Here is a 12736-nt window from a genome sequence, read left to right on the forward strand (position 1 = left end):
TAACGACAATGGATTTTGTAGGAGTACATCGTGCGTAAGTTGACTCAATTGGTTCTCCTGGCCTCCGTACTGGTGGCAGGCCCGGCATTTGCCGACATGAAAATCGCTGTCCTGAACTATCAGATGGCACTGCTGGAGTCCGACGCGGCCAAGAAATACGCCGTGGATGCCGAGAAGAAGTTCGGCCCGCAACTGACCAAGCTCAAGACGCTGGAAAGCAGCGCCAAGGGCATTCAGGACCGTCTGATGGCGGGCGGCGACAAGATGCAGCAAGGCGAGCGTGAGCGTCTGGAGCTGGAATTCAAGCAAAAGGCCCGTGACTTCCAGTTCCAGTCCAAGGAACTGAACGAAGCCAAAGCCGTTGCCGACCGCGAAATGCTCAAGCAACTGAAGCCGAAACTGGATAGCGCAGTGGAAGAAGTCATCAAGAAAGGTGCTTTTGACCTGGTGTTCGAGCGTGGCGCAGTGATCGATGTCAAACCTCAGTACGACATCACGCGCCAGGTTATCGAGCGCATGAATCAGCTGAAGTAACCCATGACCGTGACTATCAAGCTCGGCCAGTTGGCCGAGTTCCTCGGCGCCACCCTGAGTGGCGATCCCGAGCAGCAAATCACTGGGCTGGCCACCTTGCAGGAGGCTGGCCCAGCTCAGTTGAGCTTTCTGGCAAACCCTCAATACCGTAAATACCTGGCGGGCTCGCAGGCGGCAGCGCTGCTGCTCAAGGCTGCGGATGCCGAAGGCTATGCCGGTAATGCGCTGGTGGTGCCGGATCCCTATCTGGCTTACGCACGCATTTCCCACCTGTTCGATCCGAAACCGAAATCCGCTGCCGGTATCCATCCGAGCGCTGTGATCGCAGCGGACGCGGTGGTCGATCCGACTGCCAGCATTGGTCCCTTCGTGGTGATCGAGGCCGGTGCCCGCATCGGCGCGGGCGTGACGCTCGGTGCACATTGCGTTATCGGTGCCCGCAGTGAAGTCGGCGAGGGTGGCTGGCTGGCTCCCCGAGTGACGCTGTATCACGACGTTCGCATCGGCAAGCGTGTGGTGATCCAGTCCGGCGCCGTGCTTGGTGGGGAAGGCTTCGGCTTCGCCAACGAGAAGGGTGTCTGGCAGAAGATCGCCCAGATTGGCGGCGTGACCATCGGCGACGATGTCGAGATCGGCGTGAACACCGCCATCGACCGCGGCGCCCTGGCGGATACCGTGATCGGCAATGGCGTGAAGCTCGACAACCAGATCCAGATCGCCCACAACGTCCAGGTCGGTGACCACACCGCCATGGCCGCGTGCGTGGGGATTTCCGGCAGCACCAAAATCGGCAAGCACTGCATGCTCGCCGGTGGTGTCGGCCTGGTAGGGCACATCGATATTTGCGACAACGTTTTCCTGACCGGGATGACCATGGTGACCCACTCGATTACCGAGCCGGGCGCCTATTCCTCCGGCACAGCCATGCAACCGGCTGCCGAGTGGCGCAAAAGCGCGGCACGCATCCGTCAGCTCGATGACATCGCGCGACGTCTGCGACAGCTGGAAAAGCAGGCAGGGGAAGTGACCCCTGGCGGTAATGCTTCATCTGATGGCTGATACCATTTCCATATCAAGTGTGCACAGCCTCTGGACTGCCTCCTTGATTTGCTAGAGGAGTGCGCGTCAGTCGCGCTCCCAATCTTTACATAGGCTTCCCCCCGAAATGATGGACATCAACGAGATTCGCGAATACCTGCCTCACCGTTACCCGTTCCTGCTGGTGGACCGGGTAGTGGAGCTGGACACCGAAGGCAAGCGCATTCGCGCCTACAAGAATGTCAGCATCAACGAACCGTTCTTCAATGGTCACTTCCCGGCGCATCCAATCATGCCGGGCGTGCTGATCATCGAGGCGATGGCTCAGGCTGCCGGGATCCTCGGTTTCAAAATGCTCGACGTGAAGCCGGCCGACGGCACCCTGTATTACTTCGTCGGCTCCGACAAGCTGCGCTTCCGCCAGCCGGTATTGCCGGGCGACCAGTTGATCCTTGAAGCCAAGTTCATCAGCTGCAAGCGTCAGATCTGGAAATTCGAATGCCAGGCTTCGGTCGATGGCAAGCCGGTCTGCTCCGCTGAAATCATCTGTGCGGAACGCAAGCTATGAGTTTGATTGACCCTCGCGCAATCATCGACCCGTCGGCCGTCCTGGCAGAGGGTGTCGAGGTCGGCCCGTGGTCGATCATCGGCGCAGGTGTGGAAATCGGCGAGGGAACCGTGATCGGGCCGCATGTGGTCCTCAAAGGCCCGACCCGCATTGGCAAGCACAACCGTATCTATCAGTTTTCCTCGGTAGGCGAAGACACCCCCGATCTGAAGTACAAGGGCGAAGAAACCCGCCTGGTGATCGGCGATCACAACGTGATCCGCGAAGGTGTGACGATTCACCGTGGCACGATTCAGGACCGCTCGGAAACCACCCTGGGCGACCACAACCTGATCATGGCCTACGCCCACATCGGTCACGACAGCGTGATTGGCAACCACTGCATCCTGGTCAACAACACAGCGCTGGCCGGGCATGTACACGTTGAAGACTGGGCGATCCTGTCCGGTTTCACCCTGGTTCACCAGTATTGCCATATCGGCGCCCACAGCTTTTCCGGCATGGGCACGGCGATCGGCAAGGACGTTCCGGCGTTCGTCACCGTATTCGGCAACCCGGCCGAGGCGCGCAGCATGAATTTCGAAGGCATGCGCCGTCGCGGTTTCAGCGAAGATGCGATCCATGCCCTGCGCCGCGCCTACAAGACCGTTTACCGTCAGGGTCTGACGGTGGAGCAGGCGTTGGCGGAACTGGCCGAACCTGCCGCGCAGTTCCCGGAAGTCGCGGTGTTCCGTGACTCCATCCAGTCGTCGACTCGCGGCATCACCCGCTGATCATGGCCAATCTGCGTATTGCGCTGGTGGCGGGTGAAGCTTCCGGCGACATCCTGGGCGCCGGCATCATGCGGGCGCTCAAGGCACAGCACCCGGCGGTCGAGTTCATTGGTGTCGGCGGCCCGCTGATGCAGGCCGAAGGCCTGACCTCCTACTTTCCCATGGAGCGCCTGTCGGTCATGGGCCTGGTGGAAGTGCTCGGGCGGCTGCGCGAGCTGCTCAAGCGACGTAAAGAGCTGATCGCCACGCTGATTGCCGAGAAGCCGGACGCGTTCATCGGCATCGATGCCCCGGATTTCAACCTCAATATCGAACTCAAGCTGCGTCAGGCCGGGATCAAGACGGTGCATTACGTCAGTCCGTCGGTCTGGGCCTGGCGGCAGAAGCGTGTGCTGAAGATCCGCGAAGGCTGCGATCTGATGCTGACGCTGTTCCCGTTCGAAGCAAAATTCTACGAAGAGAAGGGCGTGCCGGTGCGGTTCGTCGGGCATTCGTTGGCCGATACCATTCCGCTGGAAGCCGATCGCAGTGCGGCACGCGCCGAGCTGGGTCTTTCCGACGGGCCGCTGGTGGCACTGATGCCGGGTAGCCGTGGCGGTGAAGTCGGTCGTCTCGGTGCTTTGTTCCTCGATACCGCCCAGCGCCTGCGGGCCATGCGTCCCGGTGTGCGTTTCGTGATGCCTTGCGCCAATCCTGAGCGTCGTGCGCAACTGGAAGCGTTGCTGGCCGGTCGCGATCTGCCGGTGACCCTGCTCGACGGCAAATCCCATCTGGCTCTCGCGGCCTGTGATGCGGTGCTGATTGCCTCCGGGACGGCCACCCTCGAAGCGCTGCTGTACAAGCGACCGATGGTGGTGGCGTACCGTCTGGCACCGTTGACGTTCTGGATTCTCAAACGCATGGTCAAGAGTCCGTACGTGTCGCTGCCGAACCTGCTGGCCCAGCGTCTGCTGGTGCCGGAATTGTTGCAGGATGATGCGACGGTCGAAGCGCTGGCCCAGACGCTTTCGCCGCTGATCGAGGGGGGCGAGGAGCAGACCCGTGGCTTCGACGAGATTCACCGCACCTTGCGCCTCGACGCCTCCAATCAGGCGGCGGATGCCGTCCTGAACCTGATCGGTCAAACACGATGAGCAAAACAAGCATGCAGATGGGCCTGGATTTCACCCTGGTCGCCGAAGTCGAAGAGCTGGTGGCCGGCGTCGATGAAGTCGGTCGCGGCCCGTTGTGCGGTGCAGTGGTAACGGCGGCAGTGATCCTCGATCCGAACCGGCCGATCCTCGGCCTCAACGATTCGAAGAAACTCACCGAAGCCCGGCGCGAAAAACTCTACGACGAAATCTGCGAAAAAGCCCTGAGCTGGTGCATCGCCCGCGCAGAGGTCGAAGAAATCGACGAGCTGAATATCCTGCACGCGACCATGCTGGCGATGCAGCGCGCGGTGGCCGGCCTGCACATCCAGCCGAAGCTGGCGATGATCGACGGCAACCGCTGCCCGAAACTGCCGATGCGTTCCGAAGCGGTGGTCAAGGGCGACAGCAAGGTGCCGGCGATCGCTGCGGCATCGATTCTGGCCAAGGTCAGCCGTGATCGCGAGATGGCCGCGTTCGAATTGATCTATCCGGGTTACGGCATCGGCGGCCACAAAGGCTATCCGACCCCCGTTCATCTGGAAGCCCTGACGCGACTTGGCCCGACGCCGATTCACCGGCGTTCGTTCGCCCCGGTGCGTCAGGCTTACGAAGCGCTGGAAGGTCTGACGCCGGTTTAGCGGCAGGCTGATGTTTTGTTCGAGGCCCGGTACAATCCGGGCCTTGTTGTCTCTATGTAACTGGACAGGATCACTATGCCGGCTTCATTCGTTCATCTACGCCTGCACACTGAATACTCCCTGGTCGACGGGCTGGTGCGGATCAAGCCGTTGGTCAAGGCCCTGGCCGGTATGAACATGCCGGCCGTCGCGGTCACCGACCAGAACAACATGTGTTCCCTGGTCAAATTCTATAAAACCAGCATGGGTGCGGGGATCAAGCCGATCTGCGGCGCCGACCTGTGGCTGTCGAACAAGGATCCGGATGCGCCGCTGAGCCGGATCAGCCTGCTGGTGATGAATGCCCTGGGTTATCGCAACCTCACCGAGCTGATCTCTCGCGGTTTCATGGATGGTCAGCGCAACGGCATGATCATCATCGAGCGCGAATGGGTGGCCGAGGCCAGCGAAGGCCTGATCATGCTGTCCGCCGCCAAAGAAGGCGAGATCGGCATGGCCCTGATCGCCGGTAACCCCGGCGAGGCCGAGACCCTGACGCGCGAATGGATGGCAGTGTTCCCGGATCGTTTCTATCTGGAAATCCAGCGCACCAGCCGCGTCAATGACGAAGAGCAATTGCACGGTGCCGTGGCCCTGGCCGACAAACTCGGCGCGCCGCTGGTGGCGACCAACGATGTGCGCTTCATCAAGCAGGAAGATTTCGAAGCCCACGAAACCCGCGTGTGCATCGGTGAAGGTCGGGCGCTGGACGATCCGCGCCGTTCGAAGAACTACAGCGATCAGCAGTACCTGAAAAGCGCCGAAGAAATGGCTGAGCTGTTCAGTGATCTGCCGGACGCGCTGGAAAACACCGTCGAAATCGCCAAGCGTTGCAACATCGACGTGAAGTTGGGCAAGCACTTCCTGCCCGACTATCCGATCCCCGATGGCATGACCATCGACGAATACTTTCGCAAGGTGTCGTTCGATGGCCTCGACGAACGCCTTGAGATATTGCTGCCCAAGGACACCACCGAGGATTACGACGCCAAGCGTCAGGTCTATATCGACCGGCTGAATTTCGAGCTGGATATCATCATCCAGATGGGGTTCCCCGGTTACTTCCTGATCGTGATGGACTTTATCCAGTGGGCCAAGAACAACGGCGTGCCGGTCGGCCCTGGCCGGGGGTCGGGTGCCGGGTCGCTGGTGGCCTATGTGCAGAAGATCACTGACCTCGATCCGCTGGAATACGACCTGCTGTTCGAACGTTTCCTCAACCCGGAACGGGTTTCCATGCCCGACTTCGACGTCGACTTCTGCATGGACGGTCGCGACCGGGTGATCGACTACGTGGCCGACAAGTACGGCCGCAATGCGGTGAGCCAGATCATCACGTTCGGTTCCATGGCCGCGAAGGCTGTGGTGCGTGACGTGGCGCGGGCGCAGGGCAAGTCGTTCGGGCTGGCGGATCGTCTGTCGAAGATGATCCCGTTCGAAGTCGGCATGACCCTGGAAAAGGCCTACGAGCAGGAAGAAATCCTGCGCGACTTCATCAAGGTCGATGAAGAGGCTGCGGAAATCTGGGAAATGGCGCGCAAGCTCGAGGGCGTGGTGCGTAACGTCGGTAAACACGCCGGTGGTGTGGTGATCGCGCCGACCAAGCTGACCGACTTCTCGCCGATCTATTGCGACGAGGCCGGCGACGGCCTGGTGACCCAGTTCGACAAGGACGACGTTGAAGCCGCCGGCCTGGTGAAGTTCGACTTCCTCGGTCTGCGAACCCTGACGATCATCGACTGGGCGCTGAAAACGATCAACCGCGATCGCGCCAAGGTCAACGAGGCGCCGCTGGACATCGCGCTGATCCCGCTCGACGACAAACCGACCTACAGCCTGCTGCAAAAGGCTGAAACCACGGCGGTGTTCCAGCTTGAATCCCGGGGCATGAAAGAGCTGATCAAAAAGCTCAAGCCCGACTGCCTCGAAGACCTTATCGCACTGGTGGCGCTGTTCCGTCCTGGCCCGCTGCAATCGGGCATGGTGGACGACTTCATCAACCGCAAGCACGGGCGCGCCGAGCTGGCGTATCCGCATCCGGACTACCAGTACGATGGCCTGCAGCCGGTACTGGCACCGACCTACGGCATCATCCTGTATCAGGAACAGGTGATGCAGATCGCCCAGGTCATGGCCGGTTACACCCTCGGCGGCGCGGACATGCTGCGTCGGGCGATGGGTAAGAAGAAACCCGAGGAAATGGCCAAGCAGCGCGGCGGTTTCATCGAGGGGTGTGCGTCGAACAATATCGATGCGGACCTCGCCGGTAACATTTTCGACCTGGTGGAAAAGTTCGCCGGTTACGGCTTCAACAAATCCCACTCCGCCGCCTATGGCCTGGTCTCGTACCAGACCGCCTGGCTGAAAGCCCACTATCCGGCGCCGTTCATGGCGGCGGTACTGTCGGCGGATATGCACAACACCGACAAGGTCGTGACCTTGATCGAGGAAGTGCGCACCATGAAGCTGCGCCTCGACGCGCCGGACGTGAACACTTCGGAGTTCAAGTTCACGGTGAACGACGAAGGCCGCATCGTTTATGGCCTGGGCGCGATCAAAGGCGTCGGCGAAGGCCCGGTGGAAGCGATCACCGAGGCGCGTCAGGACGGTCCGTTCAAGGATCTGTTCGACTTCTGCGCGCGTGTCGACCTCAAGCGGATCAACAAGCGTACGCTCGACGGTCTGATTCGCAGCGGTGCGCTGGATCGTCTCGGCCCGTATTTCCATGACGAGCAAAAAGCCTATCAGGCCAATATCGACCGCAACCGCGCCGTGCTGCTGGCAGCGATGGAGGAGGCGATCAAGTCGGCGGAACAGACTGCCCGCACCCACGACAGCGGCCATGCCGACCTGTTCGGCGGATTGTTTGTCGAGGAAGACGCCGACGTCTATGCCACGCACCGCAAGGCCAAGGAGATGACCCTCAAGGAGCGTCTCAAGGGTGAAAAAGACACCCTGGGCCTGTACCTGACCGGTCACCCGATTGACGAATACGAGGGTGAAATCCGCCGTTTCGCCCGCCAGCGCATCATCGACCTGAAACCGGCCCGGGATACCCAGACCGTGGCGGGGATGATCATCGCCCTGCGGGTAATGAAGAACAAAAAGGGCGACAAGATGGGGTTCATCACCCTCGACGACCGCTCCGGACGGATCGAGGCGTCGCTGTTCGCCGATGCGTTCCATTCCGCGCAATCGCTGTTGCAGACCGATGCGATGGTGGTGGTCGAGGGCGAAGTCAGCAACGATGACTTCTCCGGCGGCCTGCGCCTGCGGGTCAAGCGGGTGATGAGCATGGAAGATGCGCGCACCAATCTGGCCGAGAGCCTGCGTCTGAAGTTGCAGACCCAGGATCTGAAAGGCGATCAGCTACGCTGGTTGGGTGATTTGCTCAAGCGTCATCGCGGGGCATGCCCGGTCACCATGGAATACACCAGCCCGGACGCCAAGACCTTGCTGCAGTTTGGCGAGGGCTGGCGGATAGACCCGGCGGATACCTTGATTCAAGCCTTGCGTGACCAGTTCGGGAGAGACAACGTCTTCCTCCAATACCGTTGACCGGGAGGCGATATCAATTCGCCTGCCCGCAACCTGAATTTTTAATCTCGACCTCAGCGCGCCTCTCCCTTAAGGTAGGGCGCGAATAGACAACCGGCCGGCCCAAGCTCACTTGGGACACGACCCAAGACGGACGCCTATGAACCCGAATTTTCTAGATTTCGAACAGCCGATCGCCGACCTGCAATCCAAGATCGAAGAGTTGCGCTTGGTCGGTAATGACAATTCGCTGAATATCGGCGATGAGATTTCCCGCCTGCAGGACAAGAGCAAGACGCTGACCGAAGACATCTTCGGCAAGCTGACCAGCTGGCAGATCGCACGTCTGGCACGTCACCCGAAACGTCCCTACACCCTGGACTACATCGACCACATCTTCACCGAGTTCGACGAACTGCACGGTGATCGTCACTTCTCCGACGATGCTGCGATCGTTGGCGGCATCGCCCGTCTCGACGACCAGCCAGTGATGGTGATCGGTCACCAGAAGGGCCGTGAAGTGCGTGAGAAGGTACGCCGCAACTTCGGCATGCCGCGTCCGGAAGGCTATCGCAAGGCCTGCCGTCTGATGGAGATGGCCGAGCGGTTCAAGATGCCGATCCTGACCTTCATCGACACCCCGGGCGCCTACCCGGGCATCGACGCTGAAGAGCGCAACCAGAGCGAAGCGATCGCCTGGAACCTGCGTGTCATGGCGCGCCTGAAAACCCCGATCATCGCCACCGTGATCGGTGAAGGTGGTTCCGGCGGTGCACTGGCCATCGGCGTGTGCGATCAGTTGAACATGCTGCAGTATTCGACCTACGCGGTGATCTCGCCGGAAGGTTGCGCGTCGATTCTGTGGAAAACCGCAGAAAAAGCGCCGGATGCCGCTGAAGCCATGGGCATCACCGCCGAGCGCCTGAAAGGCCTGGGCATCGTCGACAAAGTGATCGACGAGCCACTGGGCGGCGCTCACCGCGACCCGGCGGCTGCTGCCGCTCTGATCCGCGCCGAGCTGAGCGCGCAACTGGCGATGCTGAAGAAGTTCGACAATGACGCGCTGCTGGCCCGTCGTTACGAGCGTCTGATGAGCTACGGTCTCTGATCGAACGCGCAACACCCAATGTGGGAGCGGGTTTGCTCGCGAAAGCGGTATAACAGTCGACCGATGTGTCGAATGTTGAAACGCCTTCGCGAGCAGGCCCGCTCCCACATTTGATTTGGGCAAAGAGATAGATATGGCTCAGTCCCCGATTGATCTGCCTTCCCGGCTCTTGCTGAATCTCAAGCCCTGGCGCAACGCCACGCATTGGCGTGTCGCCTTCTCTGGGGGGCTCGATTCCACCGTCCTGCTGCATCTGCTCGCCCACCTCGCCCAAACACACGCCCTGCCGGCGCTGAGTGCCATCCATGTCCATCATGGCCTCCAGGCGGCGGCCGACGCGTGGCCGGCGCATTGCCAGGCGGTGTGCGATGCGCTGCGAGTGCCGCTGCACGTTGTGCGTGTGCAGGTGCAGGCGGGGGCCAGTCTGGAGCGGGCCGCACGGGACGCCCGGTACGCCGCGTTCAGTTCGCTGACGCAAGCCGATGACGTGCTGCTGACCGGCCAGCATCGCGACGATCAGGCGGAAACCCTGCTGTTTCGCCTGTTGCGCGGTGCCGGGGTGCGGGGACTGTCCGGCATGCCGGCGCAGCGCGCGCTGGGGCAGGGCAGTCTGGTTCGGCCCTTGCTCGACGTCACCCGCGCCAAGCTGGCAGCGTATGCGCAGTTCCATCAATTGCACTGGATCGAGGATCCGTCGAATCAGGATCGGCAGTTTTCCCGCAATTACCTGCGCCATCAGGTGATGCCATCGCTGACGGGGCGCTGGCCGCAGGCGCAGGCGAGCATGGCCCGCAGCGCCGCGCATCTGCGGGAGGCGCAAGAGCTGCTCGATGAGCTGGCGCAGATCGACCTGGCCCGCTGCGTCACGCCGAGTGGGTTCGCCTGGCTCGGGGTGCCCTCCCTGGAACTTGCAGCGCTCGCCGGATTGTCCGCTGCCCGTCAACGCAACGCGCTGAGTCACTGGCTGGAACCGCTGACCCGATTGCCGGACACCGACCACTGGTCGGGCTGGACTGATCTCGTCGCTGCCGCGAGCGATGCCGCGCCGGTGTGGCGGCTGGCCGATGGCGAGTTGCACCGAGGCGCCGGTCGGGTGTGGTGGCTCAGCGGTCACTGGTTGCGGACACCGCAGATTCACGACGAATGGCGCGATCCTTCACAGCCGTTGCATCTGCCGGATAACGGACATGTCATGTTCAGCGGTCAGACTCCTGCCGGGCCGCTGCACATCGGCTATCGACAGGGCGGTGAAGTGCTGGAGCTGGCGGGCCGTGGTCATCGTGACCTCAAGCGCCTGCTCAATGAGCGCGCGGTGCCGGCGTTTGTCCGTGGCAGATTGCCGCTGCTGTTTCGTGGCGAGGAATTGCTTGCCGTGGCGAACCTGCCGGGGCTCGACGGCTCTGCGCAGGACGGCTGGAAATTGCATTGGCAGCCAACAGGTGAAGATCAAGGTTTGAGATGAAAGGGGCATTCCGGTAGACTACGCTCCCTTCTTGATACAACTTCTGTGGATTCGCCTGAATTGCAGGAGTTGCCGATTACCAAGCAGTCTTTGCTGGGCGATTCCAAAAAATGTGTAGCGAGCAACGTACCGGTGTTTTCACTTCCGGTCTGTCCCAACGCGGCGGTTTTTTTGAAAGGTGCACTGTGATTAATGCAGGTGATCGGGGGCTTCGGCCTTCCTTCGCTTTCCCCGGCGGCACTGACCGCTTTAACGCAGACTTCTAGGGTTTTTCATGACGCGCTACATATTCGTCACGGGCGGTGTTGTTTCTTCATTGGGGAAAGGCATTGCCTCGGCTTCATTGGCGGCCATCCTGGAGGCGCGGGGGCTTAAGGTCACCATGCTCAAGCTGGATCCGTACATCAACGTCGACCCGGGCACCATGAGCCCGTTCCAGCACGGTGAAGTGTTCGTCACCCACGACGGCGCCGAGACCGACCTGGACCTGGGCCACTACGAGCGGTTCATCCGCACGACCATGACCCAGAACAACAACTTCACCACCGGCCGTGTCTACGAGCACGTGCTGCGCAAAGAGCGCCGTGGTGACTACCTGGGCGCAACCATCCAGGTGATCCCGCACATCACCGACGAAATCAAGCGTCGCATCATCAAGGGTGCCGGCGATGCCGACGTGGCCCTGGTGGAAATCGGCGGTACGGTCGGCGACATCGAATCGCAACCGTTCCTCGAAGCCATCCGCCAACTGCGCGTGGAAGTCGGTTCCAAGCGCGCGATGCTGATGCACCTGACCCTGGTTCCGTACATCGCCACCGCTGGCGAGACCAAGACCAAGCCGACCCAGCACTCGGTTAAAGAGCTGCGTTCGATCGGCCTGCAGCCAGACGTGCTGATCTGCCGCTCCGACCATCCGGTGGATGTGTCCTCGCGTCGCAAGATCGCTCTGTTCACCAACGTTGAAGAGCGTGCGGTGATCTCTCTGGAAGACGTCGACACCATCTACAAGATCCCGGCCGTGCTGCACGCACAGGGTCTGGACGATTTCGTCGTCGAGCGTTTCGGCCTGCAATGCAATGGCGCCGACCTGTCCGAGTGGGAAAAGGTCGTCGATGCCAAGCTGAACCCGGAGCACGAAGTCACCATCGCGATGGTCGGCAAGTACATGGAGCTGCTGGACGCCTACAAGTCGCTGATCGAAGCGATGAGTCACGCCGGCATCACCAACCGCACCAAGGTCAACCTGCGCTACATCGACTCTGAAGACATCGAAAACCAGGGCACCGCTCTGCTGGAAGGTGTCGACGCGATTCTGGTGCCGGGCGGCTTCGGTCTGCGTGGCGTGGAAGGCAAGATCACTGCCGTCCAATATGCTCGCGAGAACAAGGTTCCCTACCTGGGTATCTGCCTGGGCATGCAAGTGGCGGTTATCGAATTCGCCCGTAACGTGATGGGCTGGAAAGACGCCAACTCCACCGAGTTCGACCGCGCCAGCGGCCACCCGGTCGTGGGTCTGATCACCGAGTGGGCAGATGCCACCGGTGCCGTCGAAACCCGTACCGAAGCCTCCGATCTGGGCGGCACCATGCGTCTCGGCGCTCAGGAATGCCTGCTTGAAGCCGGTTCCAAGGTGCATGACTGCTACGCCAAGGACGTGATCGTCGAGCGTCATCGTCATCGTTACGAAGTGAACAACAACCTGCTGCCACAACTGATCGAAGCCGGCCTGAAAATCTCCGGTCGCTCGGCTGACGCCGCACTGGTTGAAGTGGTCGAGGCTGCGGATCATCCATGGTTCGTCGCTTGCCAGTTCCACCCAGAGTTCACCTCGACTCCGCGTGACGGCCATCCGCTGTTCAGCGGTTTCGTCAAGGCAGCATTGGCTCAACACCAGAAGAAGGCGTAA

10 protein-coding genes are annotated in these 12736 nt (G+C 61.1%); all 10 read left to right on the plus strand.

Going from position 1 to position 12736, the window contains the following annotated elements; genetic code table 11:
• Positions 1-30: 30 nt before the first annotated feature.
• The 10 genes from N8H74_RS14530 to N8H74_RS14575 all read left to right on the plus strand — a co-directional run bounded on the left by N8H74_RS14530 (position 31) and on the right by N8H74_RS14575 (position 12736).
• Complete coding sequence (locus N8H74_RS14530) at positions 31-534, plus strand: OmpH family outer membrane protein (RefSeq protein ID WP_007990260.1); 504 nt, start codon at positions 31-33, stop codon at positions 532-534.
• Between the two features lie 3 nt (positions 535-537).
• On the plus strand, positions 538-1593 hold the full coding sequence (gene lpxD, locus N8H74_RS14535) for a UDP-3-O-(3-hydroxymyristoyl)glucosamine N-acyltransferase (RefSeq protein ID WP_217832631.1): 1056 nt from the start codon (positions 538-540) through the stop codon (positions 1591-1593).
• Between the two features lie 106 nt (positions 1594-1699).
• The gene (fabZ, locus tag N8H74_RS14540; RefSeq protein WP_003222142.1) at positions 1700-2140 is read left to right on the plus strand and encodes a 3-hydroxyacyl-ACP dehydratase FabZ; all 441 of its coding nucleotides are present in this window, start codon (positions 1700-1702) and stop codon (positions 2138-2140) included.
• Positions 2137-2913: an acyl-ACP--UDP-N-acetylglucosamine O-acyltransferase gene (gene lpxA, locus N8H74_RS14545; protein WP_217832630.1), complete on the plus strand. Its 777-nt coding sequence runs from the start codon at positions 2137-2139 to the stop codon at positions 2911-2913. Before fabZ ends, lpxA begins: the two co-directional genes overlap by 4 nt.
• A gap of 2 nt (positions 2914-2915) precedes the next feature.
• Positions 2916-4046 carry a lipid-A-disaccharide synthase gene (gene lpxB / locus N8H74_RS14550; protein WP_262148362.1) on the plus strand — a complete coding sequence of 377 codons (1131 nt, stop codon included), beginning with the start codon at positions 2916-2918 and terminating at the stop codon, positions 4044-4046.
• 11 nt (positions 4047-4057) lie between these two features.
• Positions 4058-4684: a ribonuclease HII gene (rnhB, locus tag N8H74_RS14555; protein WP_217832658.1), complete on the plus strand. Its 627-nt coding sequence runs from the start codon at positions 4058-4060 to the stop codon at positions 4682-4684.
• A 75-nt stretch (positions 4685-4759) separates the two neighbouring features.
• On the plus strand, positions 4760-8281 hold the full coding sequence (gene dnaE, locus N8H74_RS14560; RefSeq protein ID WP_262148364.1) for a DNA polymerase III subunit alpha: 3522 nt from the start codon (positions 4760-4762) through the stop codon (positions 8279-8281).
• Positions 8282-8420: 139 nt separating this feature from the next.
• Positions 8421-9368 carry an acetyl-CoA carboxylase carboxyltransferase subunit alpha gene (locus N8H74_RS14565; RefSeq protein ID WP_217832627.1) on the plus strand — a complete coding sequence of 316 codons (948 nt, stop codon included), beginning with the start codon at positions 8421-8423 and terminating at the stop codon, positions 9366-9368.
• A 133-nt stretch (positions 9369-9501) separates the two neighbouring features.
• The gene (gene tilS / locus N8H74_RS14570) at positions 9502-10830 is read left to right on the plus strand and encodes a tRNA lysidine(34) synthetase TilS (RefSeq protein WP_262148367.1); all 1329 of its coding nucleotides are present in this window, start codon (positions 9502-9504) and stop codon (positions 10828-10830) included.
• Between the two features lie 274 nt (positions 10831-11104).
• On the plus strand, positions 11105-12736 hold the full coding sequence (locus N8H74_RS14575; RefSeq protein ID WP_262148369.1) for a CTP synthase: 1632 nt from the start codon (positions 11105-11107) through the stop codon (positions 12734-12736).

Origin of the sequence: Pseudomonas sp. B2M1-30, from assembly GCF_025447575.1 — a bacterium.
Taxonomy (GTDB): Bacteria; Pseudomonadota; Gammaproteobacteria; order Pseudomonadales; family Pseudomonadaceae; genus Aquipseudomonas; species Aquipseudomonas botevensis.

Coding starts and splice junctions, on each gene's coding strand:
- lpxD (WP_217832631.1), top strand. CDS start 538: ATGACCGTGACTATCAAGCTCGGCCAGTTGGCCGAGTTCCTCGGCGCC.
- fabZ (WP_003222142.1), top strand. CDS start 1,700: ATGATGGACATCAACGAGATTCGCGAATACCTGCCTCACCGTTACCCG.
- lpxA (WP_217832630.1), top strand. CDS start 2,137: ATGAGTTTGATTGACCCTCGCGCAATCATCGACCCGTCGGCCGTCCTG.
- lpxB (WP_262148362.1), top strand. CDS start 2,916: ATGGCCAATCTGCGTATTGCGCTGGTGGCGGGTGAAGCTTCCGGCGAC.
- rnhB (WP_217832658.1), top strand. CDS start 4,058: ATGCAGATGGGCCTGGATTTCACCCTGGTCGCCGAAGTCGAAGAGCTG.
- dnaE (WP_262148364.1), top strand. CDS start 4,760: ATGCCGGCTTCATTCGTTCATCTACGCCTGCACACTGAATACTCCCTG.
- N8H74_RS14565 (WP_217832627.1), top strand. CDS start 8,421: ATGAACCCGAATTTTCTAGATTTCGAACAGCCGATCGCCGACCTGCAA.
- tilS (WP_262148367.1), top strand. CDS start 9,502: ATGGCTCAGTCCCCGATTGATCTGCCTTCCCGGCTCTTGCTGAATCTC.
- N8H74_RS14575 (WP_262148369.1), top strand. CDS start 11,105: ATGACGCGCTACATATTCGTCACGGGCGGTGTTGTTTCTTCATTGGGG.